Consider the following 26949-nt stretch of genomic DNA (forward strand, 5'->3'; position numbering starts at 1 on the left):
TAATGAGTCAATTAGAAAATTAGAAAATGTGAAAGTCGGAGTAAAACTTTGACAAAGTTATTGCAAATCTGAAATCTGAAACTATAAACCTAACCAAATGAAAAAATATCAATTAATAACTGCATTCCTGTTTACCATTTCTATTTTTGCCCAACAAAAAATTGATCGGAAAGCATTGGTAACAAGACACAATGTTCAAATTACGGCTATCGATACTTTGGCTTCGCTAACGGTTGGTAACGGTGCTTTTGCTTTTACTGTTGATGCTACGGGATTGCAAACCTTTCCTAAAAAATACCAAAACGGAATCCCGTTAGGAACACAGTCAGAATGGGGTTGGGACAGTTATAAAAACACCAACAATTATAAATTCTCTGAAACCCTGAGAGATTACAAGCAATACGGGCGAGATATTTCATATACTGTTCAGATCAAAGAACCTGCGAGAAAAGTGGAAGCCGTAAATTGGTTTCGCCAAAATCCGCATTTATTGCAATTAGGAAATTTAGGTTTTGAAATCACCAAGAAAGACGGAAGCCAGGCAAAACCCGAAGACATTAAATCGATTGCCCAAAAATTGAATTTATGGACAGGAGAAATCGAAAGTTATTTTGAGGTTGAAGGGATTCCGGTAACGGTTCTTACGGCTTCGCATCAGCAAAAAGATGCTATTGGCGTAAAAGTCAAGTCTGATTTATTACAGCAAAAACGTTTAAAAATTAGTTTACGAATTCCGTTTCCAACAGGAGATTGGGCCGATATGGGAACCAAATACGAAGGCAAACAAGATTATAAAAGTACCCTCGTAGAAAAGTCAAAAACCGAAGCCGTTGTCACGCACGTAATGGACAGTATTTCGTACAACGTCAATTTAAGCTGGAAAGGTAATGCTCAGATTAAGAAAACTTCGGATCATTATTTTGTGATTGAAGCAGCCAATACAAACACTTTAGAATTAAGTTGTCTTTTTGCTTTAGCCAATAAAAAAATAGCGAATCCTTCTTTTACAGATATTCAAAGTAACAGCATAAAGGCTTGGGAACAATTATGGAAAAGTGGTGCAGCCGTAGATTTTTCAGGAAGTACAGATCCTCGCGCCAAAGAATTAGAGCGAAGAGTAATTTTGTCGCAATATCTAACCAAAGTACAATGCACAGGAAAAGTACCGCCGCAGGAAACCGGATTAACCTACAACAGCTGGTACGGAAAACCGCATCTTGAAATGCATTGGTGGCACGGTGTTCATTTCGCACTTTGGAACCGACCGGAATTGTTAGAGAAAAGTTTACCATGGTACCAAAAAGTTTTTGATAAAGCCAAAAATATTGCCAAAAGACAAGGTTTTGAAGGCGCAAGATGGCAAAAAATGGTAGATGCAGATGGTAACGAAAGTCCGTCTTCTGTAGGATCATTTTTAATTTGGCAGCAGCCGCATTTTATTACCTATGCCGAACTAATATATCGCGCCAAACCAACCACGGCGACTTTAAATTTATATAGCGAACGTGTTTTCGCAACCGCTGATTTTATGGCTTCGTTTGCCAATTACGACAGTAAAACAGATCGTTATGTTTTAGGGCCTGGCGTTATTCCGGCGCAGGAACGTTTTAAAGCAATGGAAACTTTTAATCCAACTTATGAATTGGCCTATTGGAACTGGGCCTTGAAAACAGCCATCGCCTGGAAGAAGAAATTAAACCAAAAAGTACCTGAAAAATGGGAAAAAGTTTTGGCTAAATTATCGCCCTTGCCAATATTAGATCAGGTATATCTGGCAACAGAAAGTGCCAAAGATTCGTATACTAATCCGGAATTTAAAACCGATCATCCATCTGTATTAGGCACTTTTGGGATGCTTCCGGAAACATCGCTTTTAGATAAAAAAATCATGAAAAACACTTTCGATTTGGTTTGGAACACTTGGACATGGGATAAAACCTGGGGATGGGATTTCCCAATGACGGCAATGTCGGCGGCACGTTTGCAAATGCCCGAAAAAGCAATTGACGCATTGTTCAAGAACGTAACCACCAATACTTATCTCAAAAACGGACACAATTATCAGGCAGAAAGACTTACGCTTTACCTTCCCGGAAACGGAGGATTGCTAACCGCTGTTGCCATGATGTGCGCCGGTTGGGACGGAACCACAGAACAAAATCCTGGCTTCCCGAAAGACGGAACCTGGAAAGTACAAAGCGAAGGATTTAAAAAGATGTTTTGATTGAATGACCCACGGATTAGACAGGTTTAAACGGATTGTCGCGGATTTTTATTTATATGATAATTTTTAGGAGCTAATCCCGCTATTCGTTTCAATCTTTTATTTTTTTAAAGAAAAAAATAAAAGGATTTCCTCTACTATTGGGGCTAGGACATTCGTTTTCATAATAATATTTTAGTCCAAAATGACAAAATTGATTTAAAACTTTGCGACTTCGCGACTTTGCGCGAGAAAAAAAATCAGTGCAAACCAGCCAAAACCCGCCTAATCCGTGGGCAATAAATAACCATAAATCTACCAATTATGAAGAATAAAATTGTAATATTATTTCTTTTATCAAGCTTAATTTCATTCGCCCAAAGGCAAATGGAAAATCTAGATCGTGGTGTAATCGCTATAAAAGACAAAGGTCAGTTTTTTATTGGCTGGAGAGTTTTAGGCACGGACTCAGATAATTTGGCTTTTAATTTATACCGAAAAAGCGGTACTAAAAAAGCCATCAAATTAAACGAAAAACCCATTTTGGGCGCAACTAATTTTGTAGATACTAAAGCCAGTATTCAGGAAGAAAATACGTGGTTTGTAAAAACAGTTCTTAAAGGAAAAGAAAGTGACGCAAAAGGCAGTTTTACCCTTCCTGCCGAAAGTCCGGACAAAGACTATTTATCCATAAAATTAAAACCAGTTGAAGGATATATCCCCAATGACCTTTCGGTTGGCGATTTAGACGGAGACGGAAGATACGATCTCATTGTACACATGACAGGAAAGGCGCATGACAATTCCCATAGTGGAATTACAGATCCGCCCATATTTCAGGCGTATACCTTAGACGGAAAATTTCTATGGCAAATAAACCTGGGAAAAAACATTCGTGAAGGCGCACATTATACACAATTTATGGTGTACGATTTAGACGGTGACGGCATCTCTGAATTTGTATGCAAAACTGCCGATGGCACTACCGACAGCGAGAATAATGTAGTAGGAGATCCCTCAAAAGACTGGGTAGAGCGCGACCCTAATTCTCCCATTTTAGGAAAAATTCTAAAAGGCCCTGAATACCTCTCTGTTTTTGACGGAAGAACCGGAAAACTAATTACCACCGTAGATTATATTGCCGAACGTGGTGATCTTGCCGGTTGGGGCGGACATGGCGGCAGCGGAGGAAATGACAGCAAAGGCAACAGAATCGATCGTTTTACAGCTTGCATCGCTTATCTCGATGGCGTTCATCCAAGTGTAGTAATGTGTCGTGGATATTACGGAAGAACCGTTTTGGCCGCCTGGGATTTTAAAGACAAAAATCTAACCTCGAGATGGGTTTTTGATAGCAAAGATGCTGAGAATCCGTATTCCGGAATGGGAAATCACGGACTATCGGTGGCAGATGTCGATAACGACGGAAAAGACGAAATCATCTACGGATCGATGTGTGTCGATGATAACGGAAAAGGATTATACACTACTGGTTTTAGACACGGAGACGCTCTGCATGTTTCAGATCTTGACCTTGATGTTCCTGGCTTAGAAGTTTTTGGAATTCATGAAATCGAAAACGGAACCACAGGTCCGGGCGTTACCTTGTTTTCTGCGGCTGATGGAAAAGTTTTATTTACCGGTTCTATCAACGAAGATGTAGGTCGCGGGGTTGCAGACAATATTGACCCAACCCGAAAAGGCGCACAATGCTGGTGGTCGGGATCTCCATTTTTGCATGATATGAAAGGAAATGAAATAGGAAAAGCGCCCAGTTCGATCAATTTTTTAATTTATTGGGATGGAGATACTTCCAGAGAACTTTTAAACTCTAATTACATCGATAAATACAACGCAGGCCGCTTATTTACTGCAACAGGAGCGGCATCCAATAATGGTACAAAATCAACACCCGCACTTTCTGCAGATATCTTAGGAGACTGGCGCGAAGAACTAATCCTGAGATCTGAAGATAATACCGAATTAAGAATTTATTCGACCACAATTCCAACGGAAATTAGGCAATATACTTTGATGCACGATCCGCAATACAGGCTGAGCGTAGCATGGCAAAATGTGGGATACAATCAGCCGCCACATACCAGTTTTTATATGGGAGCTGGCATGAAACCTGCACCAAAACCAAATATTGTACTGGTTAAATTTAAGGGTAATTAAAACGTAATTTTTAATGTTCTTAATTTTTTTAAACGATAATTTTAACATTTAAAGCACATCAGAATAAATATTTTAGAAATTAGATTTTATGTTTTATTAAAATGTAAAATCTAATTTTTTTATTGTCTATTGTAAGAAAATTTAAATATATTTGAGCAAAATTGTTAAAAGAAGCTTTTGCTTTGAGCTTTTTTGGGTGTAATAACGCATCACTTTTTTTGTGTTATAAGTTATAAATGAATCCATAAATAAAGCAAAATAAAACTAAGGCGACAAAAAGATGATCTACATAAAGAAGTTTTTCTTAACAACAATTATTACTTTCTGCTCTTACAATTTGGCTATAGCCAGACCAAAAATACCAATAGGTAAATTCGACAAAATTGAGATTGTGTCCTATCTTCCGGATATCAACGAATACCTTTCAAAAGAAGAATCAAATACATATTTAGATCTTGGCAGATTACATCAGGAATATAGCATAGCATGGATACCTGTATGGATTACTCAGGAACCAAAGTTAGTATTAACAAAACCAGATTCTGACCGCTATTATGAGTTGTCAAATGAACAGCTCGAAAAAATTATAAACACCAACAAATTAGACAAAGCGCAACTGCTAAAGCTGGGATTTTATACGCAATATGGTGGAAAAATAATCCTGTTTTTAGTGTTATGCTTGATTCTGTATGGCTTTTTTGGAAAAGACAAAAAGAAAGACGTGAAACCAATTAACCTTTAATAAATAATTAAACTATGAATCCACTTTTTTTAATTCCCGTTGTACTAGTAATTGCCGGTATCATTTTTATGGTAATCATGAATAAAAAACATGCTGCCGCAAAAAACGAAATTGATTTAGACCTTGAAAGAACCAAATACGATCTTCATAAAGAAGAAGTTTTAAAACAAGATTTTTCGCAATTAAAACAATGGATGAAAGGAAAATCAATTGATGCTTATACGTCTGCATCTGTTCCTCAAACAAAAGCAAACAAAGTTCAGGAAGTAGTAAGCGACGGATTAAAAAACGTGGCACTTTCTGCTGTGGGCGTAAAACTTCAACGAGTAGAAACGGAATGTTTCTGGGTATTGAGTGACAATGATTTGCACTTTTTTAGCACTGATGCTGTAGGAGAATTAGACGAGCATGTTATTTTTGATAATTTCCGTATTGAAGATGCAAAATTGGAATATGGAGGTGTTTTAAAATCACAGTTAGGCTTATACTCAAAATCTTCTGAAGAGTATTTACCAAAAACACATATCATTACATTTAATATAGAAGGAAATCCTTTAGCACTTGAAATTCACGACAGATTGCATTATGTACCGGATCCAACTGATCTTTTAAACTTGAACAAACAATTACTAACAAGAGCAAAATATCAGGTAGTAGGAGAGAACTTCGTAAAAGTTTTGCAAAACAAATTCCCGAACTTACAAGTATCATAAAGGCAAATGAATTTATTTTCAAAAATTTTCAATGCGTTTAAAAGTATACGATTAAACGATAAAAATGTAGTTGTTGGTCAGCAATTAGACTATTTATTAGTCAGTTCGATGTATGCCGAACAGCAATCTGCTTATCTGAATTCGTACGAAACCGGACTCAGTAAAACCACAATAAAAAAGCTTTTAGAAGAATATTGGAGCGTTTTTGATAAGAAAACGGCAATCGAAATACTTTTGGATTTGCAAAATAGAAACGAGGATAAATACATAAATTTCGTTTATGATGCTTTCGAAAATAAAAGCAATTACGTTACTATATTAAAATCAAATCTTCCTGCTGAAGACGAAATTTTTAGAGGCTACTTAGATATTTATCGAAATCTAAACAATGTGGTGCCTGAGCTTATAGAAGAAAATGTCATTGAAGATTTCGCCCAAATAAAAAAGATAAAAGATGCTGCCTGGAATTACGGCAGGGGAGCATTTGTATCACGTTGTTGTTATGAGATGGGTTATCTTTCAGAGTCAGAAATGAAAGAATATCTTAGAAAATCATTTACAGATCTAAAAAAGTATTGTAGCACATGGCAGGAATACACCATTAGTTACATTTTTGGAAGAGCACTGTGGGGAGGACCAAACAACAGTGGCATGATTCAGATTGCAGATGATTTACTTCATAACGAAAAAAGCCCTTTAAAAAGTAAAAAGTATTTGTAAACGCAAATTCATTTATATTTTAAGAAGAAATAAAATAAAAAAGAGTCGCAAAATCTAGTGTTTACAACATAGCTTTGCGACTCTTTATTTTGTGGGGTATGTTAGTTTATTCTATTTCTTTCATCATCATTTCCAAAGTTTCTTTCTTTAGATTTCATGCTTTGGTTACCAAATTTATAACTCAGCGAAATTCTGAAACCTCTTGTATCACTATAACTTTTTACGTTAGTTTTAATTCCGTTAGAGCTATAGCTTATTAATGGTTTTTGTGCATTCAGTAAATCCTCTCCAAGAAGGGTAATAGACAGGTTTTTCTTCAATGTCAATAATTTAACCGAGATATCTAAAATATTCAAAGTCGAAATATTAAAAATCTGGTAACGTCCCGGAAGCTGTAAACCATAATTAAGACCAATAAATAAGGTTTTGTTTTGGTTGATTGTAAAATCATTATTGCTGTAAATGTATCCGTTATATCCATCAATAGAAGCAATAAAATCTGTTTTTGATTTTACATTTTGATAATTAAGATTAAATCCCGTAAAGCTATTCCACCACGACCATTTATTGAAATTATAAGAAGTCGAAAGTCCAATTTGATACGTATTGGCATAATTTATAGGCGTACTTCTGGTTACGTTTGTATCAGGATCGATGATAGATAATTCCTGTCCGAAATCTGAAACCTGAGAAAAATAAACAGAGTTCACCCATTTTTGATTTCGGATAAACGAAAATTCAAAATTATCAATCAATGAAGGTTTTAAGTACGGATTTCCTTCAGAATAATAATAAGGACTTGTTTTAATTACAAAAGGATTCAAATATTCAAAATCAGGTCTGCGTATTCTTCGGCTGTAGTTTAACGAGAAAGAATTGTTTTCGTTAGGAACATAAGTCACATAAGCCGTTGGAAAAAACTTCACATAATTATTGGTATTGGTCTGATCGAGATTTTCAGAATAACCTTTGGTTTGAGTCGCTTCCATTCGTAAACCAATCTGAGTTTCCCATTTGGCATTTATTTTTTTGCTTCCCGAAAAGTACAAAGCCTGATTGTATTCTTTATAATTAAAAACATTCGACTGATTGGTATTAAAAACCGGAGTTCCTGTTTCGTTGTCGTATACAACCAGATTATTATCAGTATTATTATGAAAAGCTTTTGCTCCAAAACTAATATTGGCCCAGTCGTAAGGTAAAGTAACATCAATATTGGCCGAGTAATTTTTGATGGTATTCATGTTAGAATTGGTAGAAGAAAAGAAGCTGTTAGGGATAGTATTTTTATTAGCGTCTAATTCATTTCCTGAAAAGAAACGATAATCGTTTTTATTGTAATCAAAATAATCCAAATCGACGGCAATGTTTTTTCCTAAAGTGTCTAATACAAAAGTATTATGAAAGTTCACAGCATTCATTTTTGGGTTATTTTCTGCATTAACATTCGAAGCAATATACGAATCGATCATTCCGTTTTCGTTATTGTATCGGGTGGTAAACGGACTATTTGATGCTGTTTTATCTGTAAAACTACCAAGATATTTAACCCCTGTAGTCCATTTACTGGTTAGTTTATAATCAAAACCTAAACCTACGCTCAATATATCAGCAATCGATTTGTTTTTTACTTCCTGTTTCCAGGTTTCATCTTTATAAAAAATATTACTTTGAGAATTCGTTAATAAGGTTTGTTTTCCTTTACTAACAGAAGCTTCAACAGAAAGATTATCATGATTGTAGGTAAATAATCCATTCGCATTTCCGCCTGCGTATGTTTTTTGAGTGTATGAAGTTCCAATATTGGCATTCCAGGAATTCGTTTTGGCCGTTTTCAATTTAATATTAATAAGTCCGCTATTGCCTTCAGAATCATATTTTGCAGGAGGAGTTGTAATGACTTCGATACTTTTGATATTATCTGAGGGAATTGATTTAAGAAAGGCCGCCAAATCCTCCTGAGGCATTCTTTGCAAACGATCATCAATCATAACCAAAATTTCACCTTTGCCCACAATGGAAATAATCTCATTCTGAACCCTAACCGTTGGTGTTGCTTTTAGCGCATCTAAAGCGGTTCCGCCAGTTGCCGTTACCGAATTTTCGACATTAAAAACAAGTCGGTCCACCTTTTGCTCGATCAGTTTTTTTCTTGTTTTTAAAGTCACGCCTTCAAGTTGTACCGATTCCTTAATTTCGATTACTCCAAGATCAATATTTTGGTTCAGTGCAATCTCTTTGTTGAGATATTCTGTTCCAAATTGCTCCAGTATCAAACGATAATTACCTTTTTCGGCCTTTATAGAAAAACTTCCCAAACTATCGGTCGTCGCCTGCGTGATTAATTTTTTCTGATGGTTTAATAAACTGCTGATTACAAATTCGACAGCTTGTTTATTTTGGTTGTTAACTTTTCCTTTAAGTTCGTATTGTTGACCAAAAGAATACGTTTGATATAAAAGTACAAGTAGTAAAAGGCTAATTTTTTTCATGGTTTTTGATTTAATTACAGTGCAAAACTGTGCTGAAAAAATCCCAAAAACTACTTTTATCGACAAACCCCCGTGATTAATCTACAAACCCGGCTTTGCACTTTTTTATGAATGTATATCTTTGAAAAAAAATACAAAAGCATGTATAAAGGAACATTATCAAAAAGGGTAGAAGTACTCATTCACATTATATACTGGTTTTTAATGGGGTATTTTACATTTGTTAAAAATCTCGTTTTAGCCAAAAATTATCTGCCTGATTTATTTCTTTCGACCTATATGATTGTATTTGTATTAACCTTTTACTTTCATTATTTTGTTGTGATGAAACTGGTTTTCAAATCCTTTCAATGGAAAAGATTTTTTGCAGGAGTTTTAGTTTCGTATTTCTTTTTTACTTTTTTAAGATGGCTTTTTGAGCAAGTGATAACCAAAATAGTATTCGATAAAATAAATTACAACAACCCAACTTTTTTTAGCTATATGGAGGATAATCTGCATTACAGCAGCATGTCTATTATTTTGAGTTCGCTGCTTTGGTTTGTAATTTATTTTATTCGTTTATTAGAATACAATCAGATTATTCTGGAAGAGAATAAGAATACCGAAATCAAATTTCTGAAAGCACAAATTAACCCGCATTTTATTTTTAATACATTAAACAACATCTATTCGATGGTTTATTTTGAGTCGGATAAATCTTTGACAGCAATTGAAAAGTTAAGTCAGATCATGCGTTTTACCACCTACGAATCTCAAAAAGAAAAGATTAAACTAACAGATGAAATCGATTATATAAAAGCCTATATCGAGCTCGAACAATTAAGACATCAGGAAAGTACTTGTATTGATTTTAAAGTCGAAACAGAAAATCTTTCTGAAGAGATTCCGCCTTATATTTTATCGCCATTAGTCGAAAATGCTTTAAAACATGGTATAACCTCTAATGTAAAACCCATTGTAATTGCTTTAAAATTAGAAGATAAAAAACTTAATTTTAAGGTTATAAATGACATCGCTGTACAAAAGAAAGATAAACTGGGAGGCATTGGACTGGATAATTTAAAAAAGAGATTAGAAATTCATTATCCGCAAAAACATCAAATAAAATTAACGAATCAAAATAACCAGTTTACGGCTGAACTTGAAATAGATTTAAAATGAAAAAAATAAATTGTATCATATTAGATGACGAACCCTTTGCTGTAAAACTAATGGCAGATTATGCATCAAAAGTGCCAAGATTAAATGTTTTATACGCAGATTCAGATGTTTTTAAAGCAATAGAAATCCTTAATACCGAAGTAGTTGATTTGGTTTTTATCGACATTCAAATGCCACAATTAACCGGGCTTGAGCTAATGCAAATGTTCAATCAAAAACATAATTTCATCATTACATCTGCTTATCCGGATTATGCTTTAGATGTTTTTCAGTTTCATGTTATTGATTATTTGCTCAAACCAATCGTTTTTAACCGTTTCTATCAAAGCGTCGAGAAATTTATCCGCTGGCAGGAAACCTTCCAAAACCATCAAACCGAAGATTTTCTATTTGTAAAAGCCGACAGAAAACACCATAAAATTGCCACAGAAAATATTCTTTATATCGAAGGACTAAAAGACTATATCCGAATTCATACAAAAGGCGAAAAAGTGATGGTTTTAGAAAATATGAAAGATATTCTGGAAAAACTTCCCATCAATCAATTTGTGCGTATTCATCGTTCGTTTATTATTCCAAAAAATAAAATAAAAATTATCGAAGGGAACCAAATACAATTGACAAGCGGGGAACAATTACCAATTGGGGAAACTTATAGAAAGTTGGTTAGTGATTGGTTGAGTTAATTAGTTATATTTATTAAAAAAAGCTTTGGAGGAATATGGATTGGTTTAAGACGACGAAAAGTTGTGAATTTTCAGTCAACTTGTTGCAAATTAGTAATTAACGGAGCTTTAACGTAAAAATATAAAATAATTAAAGAGAAAAATTATATATGCAATAGACTGTATTTAAGGATGGTAAATTTCGGCTTTAAAGTAATGTTGCTTTTACGGTTTTCCATAATTTAAGAATAAAGTGAGATGAGATTTATAAAAATTATACTTTATTTGTTTGCCAACATTTAATAAACTAAAAGTGTAATTTGTTATCTTTGTAAGGATGGATAAAAATCTGTACATAATTTCAGGCTGTAATGGTGCTGGCAAGACTACAGCCTCATTTACAATACTTCCCGAAATACTAAACTGTAAGGAGTTTGTAAATGCAGACGAAATTGCTAAAGGACTTTCGCCTTTCCAGCCTGAAAAAGTTGCCTTTGAATCGGGTAGAATAATGCTCCACAGAATTAATGAATTATTAGCTAGTAATGAAGTTTTCGCCTTTGAAACGACTTTGGCCACAAAAAGCTATAAGCAGAAAGTGATTGCGGCTCAGGAAAAAGGCTATAAAGTGGTTCTTTTATTTTTTTGGCTCGACAGTGTTGACCTGGCAATCGAGAGGGTCAAGACGAGGGTTCAGGAAGGCGGACACAATATTGAAACCGATGTTATTAAACGCAGATATAAAAACGGAATAGCTAACTTATTTGATATATATTTGCCTATCGTTAATGAGGCATTGATTTTTGACAATACAGCTGTAAAAGCTGAATTAATAGCTCAAAAAACTTTAGGCAATGACATTGAAGTTATAAATGAAATCAAGTTCGATAAACTCAAAAATGACCAATCATGGGAGAACAAAAAACAACAACAACGACACCGACTCAGAAGAAAATTATAGAGGCAATGGATAAAGTTTCTGAAAAATTAATTGAGTTTAAAAAGAAAAATAATAGCGATCTGGTTGTTATGCAGGACGGTAAAATTGTTAGAATAAAACCAACTTCCTTGTAGATTATTGCTGCCAGAAACAACATAAGGCTCTCAGAAATGAGAGCTTTTTTTATTGGTCTCAGTTTCGGGTTTAAAACCCTGCAATTTATTGCAGTACTTTAGTAATGCGAAAAAATCTTTATCTTTAGATTATGAGTTCAGATATAAGAAAAGGTTCTCATACAGTAAGCAGATTAACATGTCATGTTGTTTGGGTTACCAAGTGTAGATTTAAAGTTTTGAAAGGAGATGTTCAAAAGCGTTGCCGCGAACTATTGATACAGATATGTGAAGCGGAAGGAATTGAGATTTTAAAAGGAGTTGTGAGTTCAGATCATGTACATATGCACATAGAATATGCACCAAAGCAGAATGTCAGTACCATTTTAAAAAGATTGAAAGGAAGAACATCAAGAAAATTACAAATGGAATTTCCAGAACTTCAAGCTCGCTATTGGGGTTAGCATTTTTGGGCAAGTGGTTATGGGGTTTGGAGTACAGGAAATATTACTGATGAAATGGTAAATGATTACCTAGAACACCACAGAAGGAAAGAAGGGGATGATAATTCAAATTTCATTCTCGAATGAAATAAAAAGAGGGACTGAAAGTCTCTCGTAAAACAAACCTCTGCACTTTCAGTGCAGAGTGGTTTAGTTGCATATATATCAAATCATAAACTTTACGCCTTACCGTATTCGTAGCAAAAGAAATTAAATCGAGTTTCGATCAATAAAATTAAAGGGAACTTTAACCTGTCCTTTTTCTTTATTCAAAATCATTCGGGCAACAGTTTCTGTCATGACATTAAAATCGGTAGACATTACCGTTATTCCTAATAATTCCTTCAAAGGCGTGTCGTTATACGAGATTGCGCCAATATCTTTTCCAAGGGTGAATTTTTCACCTCGAATTTGTTTCATTAAATTCACCAGATCTGTCTTTTGTTTACATTTAATAAATATCTCGCTCCACACAGAAAAATCATTAATGATGATGCATTAGATAAAATACTTGAAACAGCAGATTTTGTTAAATAAAGAACAGAATGTGGGAAACCGTAAAATTCTGAAGTTACAGTAGTTTAGATTTGTGAGTAAAAAATAAATTGCTCAAATCTACATTGCGTATGAAAAAACTTTACCTACTACTATTTGTTTTTCCATTATTTGTCCACTCCCAGGATATCCTTTGGGAAAAATCATATGGAGGAACCCATGCCGATTATCTTTTTGATGCCCAGCCAACTGCCGATTATGGTTTTGTTTTGGCCGGGAGTTCTTTGTCTAATAAAACCGGTAATAAAACAGATGATAATCAGGGCGATCTGGATTTCTGGATCTGGAAAATGAATGAAAAGGGCGATCTGGACTGGCAAAAAAACATTGGCGGAAGCGGATTTGATTTACTTCAAAGTATTAAAAATACCAGAGATGGTGGTTTTATTTTGGCAGGGACTTCAAGTTCCAGTACCGGCTTTCAGAAAAAAGAGGACTGTAAAGGAATTACTGATTTTTGGGTGGTAAAATTGGATGCATCAGGCGGCGAACAATGGCAAAGAACCATTGGAGGTTCAGGCCAGGATGAGTTATTATGTGCTTTTCAGACTAAAGACGGAGGTTATATACTCGGAGGCTCTTCAAGTTCTAATCCTCCGGTGATTTCAATCAAACCAAACGCAAAATCCATTACCACTACTAAAGCTGATTTATTTAATAAATCTGAAAAAAGCAGAGGAAATATGGATTATTGGATCGTAAAACTAGACAAACAAGGAGACATCGAATGGCAAAGAACCTACGGAGGCCAATACGCTGATGTACTCAGAAGTATGGAACAAACCACAGATAACGGATACATTTTGGCCGGATATTCTAATTCTCCCATTTCAGGTGATAAAACAGTAAGTAATAAAGGTATTGGAGACTTTTGGATCATCAAAATAAACGATACTGGCGAAATTCAGTGGCAAAATACTTACGGAGCAGAAGGAGATGACCAGCCTTACGTAATTCATCAGACTAGCGATGAAGGTTATATTGTAGGAGGAAATTCGAACAGCAAAAATGCTCTTACGACCATGGGAGGTATAGTAAGTAACGGAACAGATTACTGGGTTTTAAAATTAGATCGAGATGGGGGAGTGCTATGGAGTAAAACCTATGATTTTGGAAAGGTAGATATTTTGACCTCTTTGGTAGAAAACAAAGATCAGACTTACCTAATAGGTGGTTACGCACAAAGTGAAAACAAACGCCCGCGAGAAGGTATCGTTGGAAAAGCCATGAACATGGTCAATAAAGAAAAAGACGGGATTAATGACTATATCGCTTTAAAGATAGATGAGAAAGGCGAAGAAATCTGGAACAAAACAGTAGGAAGCGCAGGAGAGGATATTCTTAGAAAATTAGTAGAGACCCGTGATGGTGGTTATCTCATGGCAGGAACCTCTAATTCAAGCGCATCAAAAGATAAAAACGGAAGTATTGGTGGTAACGACTTTTGGGTAGTAAAACTAAAGGACAAAGAAAAAGTAGAGAAGGTTAAATCCAGTATTGAGGCTATTCCTAATCCTGTAACAACTTTTACCAATGTAATTATCGGTTATGATTTTAAAGAAGGCACAGCCACTTTGGTTGACATGACAGGAAGAATTCTACAAGAATTTGCTGTTACCAGTAGAACTGTACCGGTAAACTTAAGCACATATTCAGAGGGAATTTACATCATCAAGATCAAAACCGATGTAAAAACCGAATCAGTTAAAGTGATAAAAAGAATACAATAAAATGATAGAAAATAAAAGCATGCATCATATAAGAATAATATTTTTTTTAGTTTTTCTGCTATTTTCATTTGAAGTTTACAGTCAAAGTGAAAATTCGTTTAATCCCAAAATTATACCGCCTTCTCCCACAGCCTATGAATTGGGTAGATACGGACAAACAGATGTTGGTACTTTTACAGGTACACCTAATATTAGTGTGCCATTGTATACTTATAAAACTAGAAATCTTTCAATTCCTATTAGCCTTGGATATAATTCGAATGGGATACAAGTAGACCAGATGGAGACAAATGTGGGACTTGGATGGAATTTAAATGCAGGAGGAATTATTAATAGAGTAGTAAGAGGAAAACCTGATGAAGAAAGGTCTACTCCAATTAATGAGGATGATTGTCTCTCCGGTAGTTTTGTCTCATACATGGTTGCTAATCAATTCAATGATACTCAACCAGATTTGTACTCTTATAATTTCAATGGTCATTCCGGACAATTTGTTTTTGATAAGAATAATAAAGTTGTTTTGGTACCACAAAATAATTTAAAGATTGAACGAGTGGAAATCGATCTTAAAAAAGGTTTTAGAATAACTACTGATGATGGAGTTGAATATTATTTTTTTGATAAAGAATATAGTATCTGGGAGAATACTGATGCGCCAAGTAGTGTTTTAACAGGCTGGTATCTAAGTAAAGTAATTCACCCGTCAGGTGATGTGATCAATTTTACCTATAAGGATACCAATTACAGCTTTACTTCAAATATTAGTTTTTCACTTCCTGTAAAAATAAGTGAGCAAACCAAATGTCCCAGTGGGCCTAATGTTAATCTTTGGGAACAAAAGAGTGTAAACATCTTATCAGTAATGGGAAAAATGATTGAAAGTATAAGTAGTAATGATTCTATATTTGGTACGCTAACTTTTCAGCATATCGCTCATCCAAATATGATTGGTAACTTTTTAATTAAAGGATATCAAGTAACTGACAGCAAGCAAAATAACATTGAGAATACAATATTTAATTATTTATTCCCTAACAACAAAAGGATTTTTCTAAGTGAATGTATTTTTAAAGATACTTCAAAAAAATATAGTTTTGAATATGAAGATCCTGAAAGATTACCAGAGCGATTATCTGGTAGCAAAGATTTATGGGGTTTTTATAATGGTAAAGGAGGTATTTACCCAGATCCGGATATTCATAGTGATTTGTATTCATTAAACAGCGTAATGATCAATGCCGTTAAGAAAATGTCTATTGGTGATAAACGAGCTTATAGTGATTTTGCGAAAAAGGGAATTTTAAAAAAAATTGTTTATCCTACAAAAGGGTCTAATGAATTCACATACGAATCAAATACAGTAATAGGCACTATTACAAGTCCCCTTGAAATTGCGGGAAAAACTATTAGACTTTTAAATCCGGGATATGGTTCTGAAGTACTCCACGATTCATTTGAGTTTGAAAATAAGAAAGAGTATACAGCAGAAATAGAAGCAACTATCATTTCTGATGGATATAATTCTGGTAATGATATTTTTCCAGTTGGAGAAGAATATATTGAAGTTACAATTGAGAATTTAACGAATCCGGAAATAATACCTCCTTTTTATGTTAGTGAGTTTAATAAACCAAAAATTAAGTCATATAAATTTTTAGCCGATACTAAATACAAGATTTCGGTTGTTTATAATCCGGCTATAAAAACAACAGCACGAGTTATTTTTAGTTATTGCACAGGTGGAGGTATTGAGTCTATTGGTAATATAGCAGTAGGAGGATTAAGGATTGAAGAAATAAAGACTTTTGACGCTGATTTTAATAAAGCTGATATAAAATATTACTATTATGGACCTAGAGAAACACCCAATATATCATCAGGTGTTGAGGGAGTAGAAATGAATTTATTTATGAATACTTCAATTAATACGGTTTGTTCAGCAGATGGCCCGTCACCATTTTATAATGTAGGTATAACTCATGTTACAACCTTACATCCAAATAGCATATATCAATTGTACAGATCAAATGGCAATAACTCGACAACGTACAGAAATGTAACTGTAAGCCATGGTGCTAATTATGAAAATGGAGGTGAAGAATTTTTTTATCATGCTTCATCAGATACCAAACCTAGTTCTTGTATCAATAATACAATTAATTCAGCGCCCTGGACTAACTCAAGTTGGGATAATGGGCTATTATATAAAAAAATAATTTTTAAAAAAATAATTTCAACCAATAAGTTAATAGATTTAAATATAGTAGAAAATACCTATAAATTAAAAGAAGAATATAATAAGGAGGTTGTAGGACTAGCATATGATTTTAAATTTAATCCTGTCATTTTCTATGATCCACCTAGTCTTAAAGCTATTGAACATTTGAATATTGCTAAATATACCACTAATTCTTATTGGTCTTATTTAGAATCAGAAAAAAATACCCAAAATGATGTAGAAGGTTTAAATCCTGTAACTACTACAACCACATATAAGTATAACAATCCTCTTCATAAAAAATTAAGTTCACAAATCACAACGACTTCTACAGGAGAAGAAATTGAAACTAAATATTTTTATCCGCAAGATCCGGAAATGGCATCTGAGCCTTTACGTAATGAGCTAATTGCTAAAAATATGATCGGTGCAGTGCTGGATACACAAACCTTAAGAGGAGGAACAAAAGTATCCGAGCAAAAAACGATCTATGAGCAAAGTGGTGTAACAAATAATTTATTATTACCTCGATATATTGGTGTTAATAAGGGAGCAAGTTCTGTGGATTTAAGTCAGGATAAAAAAATCACCTATGATCAGTACGATGAGAAGGGAAATATTTTGCAGTATACCTTAGAGAGTGGTATTCCGGTATCAATTATCTGGGGGTATAATAAAACACAACCTATTGCTAAGATAGAAAATCTTGCCTATAACCTTATTCCTTCGGGAACAATAACTGCCTTACAAACTCGATCTAACGAAGATATTGATAATTGTATGTCAAAAAGTTGTAGTGAGCAAAAACTAAGAGATGATTTAAATGCATTTCGAAACAGTTTACCAGATGCTTTTATATCTACCTATACGTATAATCCTTTAGTAGGGGTTACCAGTGTAACAGATCCTAAAGGAATAGGATCTTATTATGAATATAATACTTTTGGCAGATTAAAATTTGTGAAAGACAAAGATTTGAATGTACTTCAAAAATATTGTTACAATTACAAAGGGCAACAAATAGATTGCAATGATAATAGTTCGACAACGGTAATTTTGTATAAAAGTAGTGCCAGAAGTGGTTCGTTTACGAGAAACAACTGTTCTTCAGGAGGATCAGGCTCGACTGTAGTTTATAGTCAGGCAGAAGGAGTTTCTTCTTCGACTATTTCACAGGCTGACGCTGATTCAAAAGGATTAGATAAATTCAATACAGACGGACAAAATTTTGCCAATGCCAATGGCGAATGTATTTTTAGGAGTGCTCCTTTAATTGGCTCTTTCCAAAAAAATAATTGTACAGTTGGCGGAGTGGGGTCTTATGTAAATTATAGCTTAGCTAGCGGAGCAGTTACTTTAACAACCTCTCAGGCGGATGTTGACGCTCAAGCCTGGACTAAATTTCAAAGTGAAGGTTTGGCTAATGCTAATGCTTACGGAGACTGTACATTTCAGAGCGCAGCTATAGCTAGTCAGGCATTTCAAAAAAATAATTGTACAGTTGGCGGGGTAGGTTCTTATGTAAATTATAGTTTACCTGCTGGGGCAATTACCTTAAAAACCTCTCAGGCAGATGTTGATGCTCAGGCCTGGACTAAATTTCAAACCGAAGGTTTGGCGAATGCCAATGCATACGGAGATTGTACTTTTGCAAGTGCTCGTTTAAGCGATACTTTTCAAAAAAATAATTGTACAGTGGGAGGAGTAGGGTCTTATGTCCTTTATACTTTAGCTGCTGGAACAATTACTCTAAAAACTTCTCAGGCTGATGTTGATGCCCAGGCATGGACCAGGTTTCAAAACGAAGGTATAGCATATGCTAATGTTTATGGAGACTGTACATTTCAGAGCGCAGCTATAGCTAATCAGGCATTTCAAAAAAATAATTGTACAATTGGCGGATTGGGATCTTATGTAAATTATAGTTTACCTGTCGGAGCAGTTACCTTAAAAACGTCTCAGGCTGATGTCGATGCTCAGGCCTGGAATAAATTCCAAAATGAAGGTTTAGCTAATGCCAATGCTTATGGAGATTGTACATTTCAGAGTGCTGCTTTAAGTGGTACTTTTAGAAAAAATAATTGTACAGTTGGCGGGGAGGGCTCTTATGTAAATTACAGTTTACCTATTGGATCAGTTACATTAAAAACGTCTCAGGCTGATGTTGATGCTCAGGCCTGGAATAAATTCCAAAATGAAGGTTTAGCCAATGCTAATGTCTATGGAGACTGTACATTTCAGAGTGCTCCTTTAAGTAATTCTTTTCAAAAAAATAACTGTACAGCTGGAGGAGTTGGATCTTTTGTTGGTTATAGTTTACCAACGGGGGCTGTAACACTAAAAACTTCACAGGCTGATGTTGATGCTCAGGCTTGGACTAGATTTCAAAATGAAGGTATAGCTAATGCTAATGCCTATGGAGATTGTACATTTCAGAGTGCCCCTTTAAGTGATGCTTTTCAAAAAAATAATTGTGCAGCAGGAGGAGTTGGATCTTTTGTTGGTTATAGTTTACCGACTGGAGCAGTTACATTGAAAACGTCTCAGGCAGATGTTGATGCTCAGGCGTGGACTAAATTCCAAAATGAAGGTTTGGCCAATGCGAATGCCAATGGTTATTGTACCTTTTATAGCATTGCCAGAAGCGGTTCATTTACCAAGAACAACTGTCCTGTGGGAACATATGGATCGACTGTTCCTTTTAGTCAGGCAGCCGGAGCGGTTACTTCGACTATTTCACAAGCAGATGCTGATAGTAAAGGGAATAGTAAATTTAATATAGAGGGATGGGATAATGCTATTGCGACAGGAATTTGTATTATGCCACTGCCTGCATCACCTACAGGATTAACTTTAATTAAAGCCACAGCAACATCATTAGATCTTTCATGGAATGCAGTTGTAGGCGCTGCAAGTTATAAAATATACAAAAATGGGGTATATACCGGTGTAACATCGTCAACTAATACAAGTTCATTGTATGAGTTAACACCTTTAACAACTTATAATATTCAGGTTTTAGCAGTTAATGCTACAGGAAGTAGCGATTTAAGTGCTGTCGTACCAATGACGACAACTTCAATAGCTATAATAAATGCTTGTACCTTGAATTTTAGTGGAGTATCAGGAAGTAGTGCTATGTATAAAAATGGTTCGAGATATTTATCAGCAGATTCACCTGGTTCATATAATGGTACATTAGGAACAGGAGATAGCTTTTATGTAGAAGTCAATGCATCAAAGACATATTATAAAAGTATAACAATTACCAGTTCTGTTAGGGGTACATTGTATTTGTATGGTCCTAATAAAATTGGTAATGCTATAACTTCAGCAACATTTACAAAAGTGGGTTCAGAAGTGATAACAATAGATTGTATTGCAACTGATATGTTAGATTAGAATTAAATGAAATAATACAACCCATATTAGTTTTCAGGCAATAGTTAGATCAAAAGTTGATAAAAGATACTTTATTAAAAAAAAATACATGAAAAAATATATACTAGTCTTGATTTTGTTTTTGTTTAAAGGAATGGGCTTACAGGCCCAGACTTTTAGCGATGACAATTTCTTATATACGGTTGCGCCAAAAAAGAAAGTTCAGTCTGGAAATTTTGATTCCTTAACAAAAGAAGAGAAGAGTCAAAATATAACTTATTTCGACGGATTAGGCCGCCCCATACAAACCATTGCTATTGGTCAGGGAGCACAAGGACAGGATATTATAACTCCAATGGAATATGATCCTTTTGGGAGACAAGTAAAAGAATTTTTGCCTTATGCCTCCGCTAATGGCGGTAACAGCTACCCAAAGATAGATCCCACTGCTGCAATAACTGCTGTGCAAGGGTTTTACAGTTCAGATAAATATGAGAATACCGCCAATCCTTTTTCGCAAAAACAATATGAGCTTTCCCCTTTAAACCGGGTTTTAAAACAAGCAGCTCCGGGAACTTCCTGGGCTATGGGGAGTGGTCATGAAATCAAACTCGATTACCAAACCAATAAATCAGCCGATGGCGTAAAATTATATAAAGCCATTACAACGTGGCAGGCGGGTCAGGGATTGTATGAAATTAGTTTTTCAGACGACGGAACATATGCCGAAAATGAATTATATAAAACTGTAACTTTTGATGAAAATTCGGCAGCAAATCCAAGTGAATCTTCAGGTTCTACGGTAGAATTTAAAAACAAAGAAGGACAGGTAATTCTTAAGCGAACTTACGATTCAGGAGAAAAACACGATACGTATTATGTATACGATATTTACGGTAACCTGACCTATGTATTGCCACCAAAAGTAACCGGAGGGATTAATGATGAAGTCTTAGATGGTTTATGTTATCAATATAAATATGATAATCGCAATCGTTTGGTCGAGAAAAAATTACCCGGAAAACAATGGGAATTTATTGTTTATGATAAACTGGATCGCCCCGTGGCTACTGGTCCTGCATTTTCGCCTTTTAAAGATGAGAATGCAGAGGGCTGGATCATTACCAAATATGATGCTTTTAGCCGACCGATTTATACGGGTTGGTATAATCAATCATCGAATTCAGTAATACGAAAATCATTACAGGATGCCCAAAACCTGGCAACTGTTTTGTTCGAAACCAAACAATCTTTTGGTACTATTGATGAAATTCCTGCATATTACAGCAATACTATTGAACCTATCAATTTTAGACTCCTAACGGTTAATTATTATGATAATTACGCCTATCCCAATCCACCATCTATACCTGCAAAGATCGAGGGGCAGGATGTTTTAGTTAATGCAAAAGGTTTGGCTACAGGAAGCTGGACAAGAGTATTAACAACAGCTTTAGCTAAGTTGGGAGAAACTACAAGTACAATATACGATGACAATGGCCGGCCAATACGCACAAGAATACAAAATCATTTTAACGGTTATACCATTACAGACAGTAAACTGGACTTTACAGGAAAAGCACTTTTTACCATTACCGAACATAAAAGAACGTCAGGCGATACTAAGCTTATTGTACGAGAAGAGTTCACTTATTCTGCCCAAGATCGTTTACTTACTCACACGCATCAAATTAATGGTGGAACTGTTCAGCTTTTGGCAGCAAACAAATATGATGAATTGGGGCAATTAGAAAGTAAAAATGTAGGTGACACTATTGGTAATGCAAGACAAAAAGTTGATTTTACTTATAATATCAGAGGCTGGCTTACCGGGATCAATAATATAGATAATCTGGAAGACAGTAGTGATCCAAAGGATTTATTTGCTTTTAAAATAAATTATGACAAAGTAGAGGCTAATCCAAATTATGCCGCAAAACTTTATAATGGAAATATTGCTGAAACTGCATGGATTACAGGTTCAGATTTTACGGGTGTAATTAGAAGATATGGCTATTTGTACGATAAATTAAATCGTTTACAAGACGCCACCTATCAAACCCCAAGCCAGACTGATAATAAAAATTATTTTGGTGAGAATATGGATTATGATAAAAATGGAAATATCACTAGATTACAGCGTATGTATATGGCAGGTGTGTTAAGTGATCCTTATGCAGATCCTATGGATAATTTAGGTTATTTCTATAAAGACAATTCTAATCAATTGATGAAAGTAACAGATACATCGAATCAACCAAGGGGATTTAAAGATGACAGTAGTGGCTTTAATGATGCAACAGATGATTATGACTATGATAATAATGGAAATCTTGTAAAAGATGAAAACAAAAACATCACCAAAATAGAGTATAACCATCTTAATTTACCTAAGAAAATTACATTTGGAACAACTGGAACTATTGAGTACATTTACAACGCAGCGGGACAAAAACTAGAGAAAATTGTAACAGATAACAGTGTTGTAACCAATACCAATTATCTGGGAGGTTTTCAGTACAAAGACAATGTTTTAGAGTTTTTCCCAACGGCAGAAGGGTATGTGAAAAATGATAGTGGAGTTTTATCCTATGTATTTCAGTACAAAGATCATTTAGGGAATGTACGAGTGAGTTATGCTAAAAATCCAGTAACCCAGGTTCTTGAAATTATCGAAGAGAATAATTATTATCCTTTTGGTTTGAAACATGAAGGATATAATGATTATTTGCCAACTAATAATAAGTATAAGTTCAGCGGAAAAGAATTACAAGATGAGAGTATTGGCGGTGTTCAGCTGAATTGGTATGACATGGAAGCTCGAAACTACATGCCAGATATTGGAAGATGGGGAAATATGGATGCACTTGCAGAAAGTTTTTTTGAATTTTCTCCATATAGTTTTTCAAATAATAACCCGATATATTTTTCAGATTCTAGTGGACTTGCTCCTGAAGGATTTAAAGAAGCAATTTCTTCAACTATTGTTAGAAATGGTAAAGTTGTTGAACATCGTGACGATGGAGACCCAAGTATTTATTTAGCTGATTTTGGTTGGAAAGTAGGTGATTCTACTGAGAGTTTACCTTTAATAGGTTTTGAAAAACCTGGTCAAAATTATAATGTTGGTGATAAGATTATGTTTGATTTATCTGGTTATGGTATAACAAGCCAGCCTAAAAGAGCATTAGGTGTAACTTATGCGGTCGGTGGAGCTTATGACTTAACTGGTGCTTGGGAAGCTTTTTTTACAGAACTGTTTTCTGAAATTGGAGGTGATTCTCCAACAACCGCTTTAGCTTTTGCTGTAGTAACAAAAGGCAAAGTAAAACCATCAACTTCTGTAAGAGCATTAACTGGTTTGCTTAAAGCAGGAAAGCTTCATAATCATCATGTCCTTTCTCAGCAGTTTAGAAAATGGTTTGCTAGTCGAGGGATTAAAAATATAGATGATTACACAATTCAAATGAGTGGAAAAAATCACTTAAAATCTTTGCATGGTCAAGGGAAATGGAATCAACAATGGGCTGAATTTATTACAGCAAATCCAAGTGCAACACCATCTCAGATATTTTACCAAGCAGAATCGATGTTACAAAAACACGGATTAGAACATTCACGATATGTTCCATATAAATAAAAATATTAAAATGAAAAAAATATCTACTAATAATGAACCGTTAGAATTGAGTATTAATAAGCAATATTATGTTATTGATTCTCTGTATTTGACTGAGATAAAAAATGAATTCTTAAAAGCTAATATTTTGCCGAAGGATATTAGAATCGAAGTTTTTCCTTATACAGATACACCTTTTGCACTATATAAACCAAATGAGAGTACTTTTGATATAAATCAAATTATAAAAGTAGATTATGATGAAGTTGTTTTAGAAGATTTCTCTTTTTTTTCGACGGATACAGGATTAATAGTCTTTATTGCAGAAGATATATTAGTAGAATTTTTAAAAGATTTCAATTATGAAGATTTAGTTGATTCAGAAAATGAATTAATAAATGAAAAGTATTGGAAACAAATAGTTTCAAAGTTTAAGTCGGCAGATACTGCATTAGTCTTAGCAAATTCCGAAAATGACTTTGATGGAAGTGGTACATATAAGATTACTGCGAAGAGTTCTTAAGAAAGACTTTACTAACGTCTTTGACTTCACACCCACGAAACAAAATAAGCCACTTCATTACGGAGTGGCTTTTTGGTTTTATAGAGTTGCTACATGTTTAGGGAATAGCCGTAAATGTACCTGTTGTGATATTGAATCTTTTTTCTACTATTTTAGTACCGTCACAGTAACCTAATGGAAAACCATTATCATTGGTTAAGTTACTAATATTGAATTCCCCTTTTAAGGTTTTTCCATCAAAACTAGTGATTTTTATTGTTCCAGATGTTTCGTCTGTATCCCAAAGACTTACTTCTTTATAACAAAGTGAAGAGTCATTTAGAGGTAAAAAGTAATAGGTGTTTTTTGTGTATAAATTGTATGTTTTATTTGCAACTAAGACATTATCAGTTGTCCTGATTGTCAAACTAAATATTTCTAAGATATCAGAAGTCTTTCCTTTTACCTTTGGTGATGCAGTTATTTCAAACTCATTAGCACTAGTTGTTGTATCATCGTTTTTGGTAATGTATCAGATGTGTTGGTGGTTAATTATTACCTCTAACATTTACAGAAAATCAGATATTTATAGTAATATAGCATAAAAATTAAGACAGCCTTTGAGCTGTTTTTTTATTTTATAGTGCCTTAAATCGAAAAAAATGGAGTCAAACCAGACTAGGTGTTGCAGATGTGTTGGTGATATTCAAAAGATGATAAAGTATGGAAAGACAAAGTCTGGCAGTCAGAGATTTATTTGCAGAGCATGCAAGAAAAGTAGAGTTGAAAATTATGCATATCTAGCTTATAAAGGAGATATAAATCAAAATATAATTCAATTAACCAAAGAAGGATTAGGAATAAGAAGCACGGCAAGAATACTGAAGATATCAACAACAACATTATTAAAAAGAATCGTTATTATCGCCCGAAATATTACCAAGCCAATTATCAGCAAGGGCAAAACGTATGAAGTTGATGAGCTGTGTACTTATATCAGGCACAAGAAAAATTATATTTGGCTGGTTTATGCTCTGGAAAAGAATTCTAAAACAGTTGTGAGTTTTAATGTTGGCAAACGAACCAACAAAACTCTAAGCCGAGTTCTGGACACTTTAAAACTATCCGAAGCTAAAAAGATATTTACCGACAGATTAAAAAATTACAGATATCTGATTAATGAGAAAATGCATTCTGTAAAGCGTTTTGGTACAAACCATATTGAAAGAAAGAATCTGACGCTCAGGACTCATCTTAAAAGATTAAACAGACGTACAATCTGCTTCAGTAAAAGTTTAGTGATTTTTACGGCTGTTTTAAAGATTTATTTTTGGATTTGAGCGATAAAACTATAAGTTTATGCTTTAAAATCATGTTCTTAACATATTGTATTTAACAGGTATAACCTTGTAAAAATAATCGCAAACCCTTATAAGTATAAATACAATGGGAAAGAACTGCAGGATGAGCTGGGACTGAACATGTACGACTATGGAGCAAGAAATTATGACCCAGCGCTAGGTAGATGGAACGTAATTGATGAAAAAGCAGAAAAGTACAGTGGTGTATCTCCGTATGTTTATTCTTCTAATAATCCAACTCTCTTTGTTGACCCTGACGGTAAAGATGTGTACATAACGATTGGTAACAAACCAGTCGGTACAACTTCTATCAGACTTATTGGAACAAACGGAGAAGCTCCTAGACAAGTCCAAGTTGCATTATATGAAATGAAGGTTACAGATGATGTAACAGGTAAAACTACAACATATCAAGTTACGAGAGATGCTCCAGTTTTAAATAGTAAAGACCCAGTCAATGAAGCAAATGGTGTTTTAGAATTTTTTGGTCTTGACGAAGATACTTATAATGTCGATAATACAGCTTTTGAACCTGCTGAAGGAGATGGAAATTATATTGGAATTGCATTAGGTTATCCTGAAGGTACAGATTTAGAAGCAATAGCCTTGCGTAATCCTGATGGTTCAAATAAACTTGATGCGGTTGAAAATAAAAGCCCTGAGCGTAAAAAAGGAGAAGAAAATGTAGCTCGAGGAGTAATGATTCATGTCGGAGGTCAATATGTAAAAGATGGAAAATCTCGTTTAGTTGGTTCTTTTGGTTGTTTTGGAATAGCTGGAAAAAACGCTGGAAATAAAGGAGCAAAAAAATTCATCAATGATATTGTCAAGAGATTAGAAAAAAATAGAAAAGCTAAAAAAGGAGATGATATAAATATCAAACTTAAAAAAAGAAATGATGTTGATTGGGAATGGGAAGTTGATAAAGACGGAGAAAAAGTAGATTAACTTAATAAATAAAATATATGTCTTTTAAAATGTTGTTTTTAGTTCTAATAAGTTTTTTTTCATGTCAACAAAAAAAAACTTTTACTAAAGAAGAATTGATTGGAAAGTGGAATACTGTAGATAAAAAACAGTCATCCATAGTTCTTGAAATCAATAAAAAAAGTATTTCAAGAATAGAAAATGGAAAAAAAATAATTTATAT

At 34.3% G+C, this 26949-nt stretch carries 18 protein-coding genes and 1 pseudogene; 16 read left to right on the top strand and 3 right to left on the bottom strand.

Going from position 1 to position 26949, the window contains the following annotated elements:
* Window positions 1-97 precede the first annotated feature (97 nt).
* The 5 genes from FLACOL7796_RS07750 (at window position 98) to FLACOL7796_RS07770 (ending at window position 6556) form a co-directional block, all read left to right on the top strand.
* Window positions 98-2224 carry a hypothetical protein gene (locus FLACOL7796_RS07750; protein WP_173970240.1) on the top strand — a complete coding sequence of 709 codons (2127 nt, stop codon included), beginning with the start codon at window positions 98-100 and terminating at the stop codon, window positions 2222-2224.
* 303 nt (window positions 2225-2527) lie between these two features.
* Window positions 2528-4381: a rhamnogalacturonan lyase gene (locus FLACOL7796_RS07755; protein ID WP_173970241.1), complete on the top strand. Its 1854-nt coding sequence runs from the start codon at window positions 2528-2530 to the stop codon at window positions 4379-4381.
* Window positions 4382-4661: 280 nt separating this feature from the next.
* On the top strand, window positions 4662-5123 hold the full coding sequence (locus tag FLACOL7796_RS07760; protein ID WP_173970242.1) for a hypothetical protein: 462 nt from the start codon (window positions 4662-4664) through the stop codon (window positions 5121-5123).
* A 14-nt stretch (window positions 5124-5137) separates the two neighbouring features.
* On the top strand, window positions 5138-5836 hold the full coding sequence (locus FLACOL7796_RS07765; RefSeq protein WP_173970243.1) for a hypothetical protein: 699 nt from the start codon (window positions 5138-5140) through the stop codon (window positions 5834-5836).
* Window positions 5837-5842: 6 nt separating this feature from the next.
* A complete protein-coding gene (locus FLACOL7796_RS07770; RefSeq protein WP_173970244.1) occupies window positions 5843-6556 on the top strand; it encodes a DUF1266 domain-containing protein in 714 nt (237 codons plus the stop codon).
* Window positions 6557-6657: 101 nt separating this feature from the next.
* Here FLACOL7796_RS07770 and FLACOL7796_RS07775 read toward each other — a convergent pair whose 3' ends face one another.
* Window positions 6658-9048, bottom strand: coding sequence for a TonB-dependent receptor domain-containing protein (locus FLACOL7796_RS07775; protein WP_173970245.1), 2391 nt, complete (start codon window positions 9046-9048; stop codon window positions 6658-6660).
* A gap of 141 nt (window positions 9049-9189) precedes the next feature.
* Between FLACOL7796_RS07775 and FLACOL7796_RS07780 the strand changes: the two genes are divergently transcribed.
* The 4 genes and pseudogenes from FLACOL7796_RS07780 (at window position 9190) to tnpA (ending at window position 12520) form a co-directional block, all read left to right on the top strand.
* A complete protein-coding gene (locus FLACOL7796_RS07780; protein WP_173970246.1) occupies window positions 9190-10212 on the top strand; it encodes a sensor histidine kinase in 1023 nt (340 codons plus the stop codon).
* Complete coding sequence (locus tag FLACOL7796_RS07785; RefSeq protein ID WP_173970247.1) at window positions 10209-10898, top strand: LytR/AlgR family response regulator transcription factor; 690 nt, start codon at window positions 10209-10211, stop codon at window positions 10896-10898. Before FLACOL7796_RS07780 ends, FLACOL7796_RS07785 begins: the two co-directional genes overlap by 4 nt.
* Window positions 10899-11214: 316 nt before the next feature.
* Window positions 11215-11838 (top strand): zeta toxin, encoded by a 624-nt coding sequence (locus FLACOL7796_RS07790; RefSeq protein WP_173970248.1) that lies wholly within the window; start codon window positions 11215-11217, stop codon window positions 11836-11838.
* 244 nt (window positions 11839-12082) lie between these two features.
* Window positions 12083-12520 (top strand): annotated as a pseudogene (gene tnpA / locus FLACOL7796_RS07795) (IS200/IS605 family transposase).
* Between the two features lie 123 nt (window positions 12521-12643).
* Here the strand turns inward: tnpA and FLACOL7796_RS07800 are convergent.
* Window positions 12644-12853 (bottom strand): type 1 periplasmic-binding domain-containing protein, encoded by a 210-nt coding sequence (locus FLACOL7796_RS07800; protein WP_232067322.1) that lies wholly within the window; start codon window positions 12851-12853, stop codon window positions 12644-12646.
* A gap of 206 nt (window positions 12854-13059) precedes the next feature.
* Here FLACOL7796_RS07800 and FLACOL7796_RS07805 point away from each other — a divergent pair, with 206 nt between their 5' ends.
* The 4 genes from FLACOL7796_RS07805 to FLACOL7796_RS07820 all read left to right on the top strand — a co-directional run bounded on the left by FLACOL7796_RS07805 (window position 13060) and on the right by FLACOL7796_RS07820 (window position 24459).
* Window positions 13060-14718 (top strand): T9SS type A sorting domain-containing protein, encoded by a 1659-nt coding sequence (locus FLACOL7796_RS07805; protein ID WP_173970249.1) that lies wholly within the window; start codon window positions 13060-13062, stop codon window positions 14716-14718.
* A gap of 1 nt (window position 14719) precedes the next feature.
* Window positions 14720-20338, top strand: coding sequence for a DUF5977 domain-containing protein (locus tag FLACOL7796_RS07810; RefSeq protein WP_173970250.1), 5619 nt, complete (start codon window positions 14720-14722; stop codon window positions 20336-20338).
* An 88-nt stretch (window positions 20339-20426) separates the two neighbouring features.
* Complete coding sequence (locus FLACOL7796_RS07815; protein ID WP_173970251.1) at window positions 20427-23957, top strand: DUF6443 domain-containing protein; 3531 nt, start codon at window positions 20427-20429, stop codon at window positions 23955-23957.
* 10 nt (window positions 23958-23967) lie between these two features.
* Window positions 23968-24459, top strand: coding sequence for a hypothetical protein (locus FLACOL7796_RS07820; RefSeq protein ID WP_173970252.1), 492 nt, complete (start codon window positions 23968-23970; stop codon window positions 24457-24459).
* Between the two features lie 97 nt (window positions 24460-24556).
* On the opposite strand, the gene FLACOL7796_RS07825 is transcribed toward FLACOL7796_RS07820, so the two are convergent.
* Entirely contained in the window at window positions 24557-24865 is a 309-nt protein-coding gene (locus FLACOL7796_RS07825) for a hypothetical protein (protein ID WP_173970253.1), read from the bottom strand.
* A 235-nt stretch (window positions 24866-25100) separates the two neighbouring features.
* On the opposite strand from FLACOL7796_RS07825, the gene FLACOL7796_RS07830 reads away from it, so the two are divergent.
* The 3 genes from FLACOL7796_RS07830 to FLACOL7796_RS24660 form a co-directional block, all read left to right on the top strand.
* Window positions 25101-25778 carry an IS1 family transposase gene (locus tag FLACOL7796_RS07830; protein ID WP_173970254.1) on the top strand — a complete coding sequence of 226 codons (678 nt, stop codon included), beginning with the start codon at window positions 25101-25103 and terminating at the stop codon, window positions 25776-25778.
* Between the two features lie 78 nt (window positions 25779-25856).
* Window positions 25857-26747 (top strand): RHS repeat-associated core domain-containing protein, encoded by an 891-nt coding sequence (locus FLACOL7796_RS07835; protein WP_262889157.1) that lies wholly within the window; start codon window positions 25857-25859, stop codon window positions 26745-26747.
* A gap of 17 nt (window positions 26748-26764) precedes the next feature.
* Window positions 26765-26949 (top strand): hypothetical protein (locus FLACOL7796_RS24660; RefSeq protein ID WP_232067324.1); only part of this gene is annotated, 185 nt, incomplete at its 3' end.

Origin of the sequence: Flavobacterium bizetiae (genome assembly GCF_902804475.1) — a bacterium.
Taxonomy (GTDB): Bacteria; Bacteroidota; Bacteroidia; order Flavobacteriales; family Flavobacteriaceae; genus Flavobacterium; species Flavobacterium bizetiae.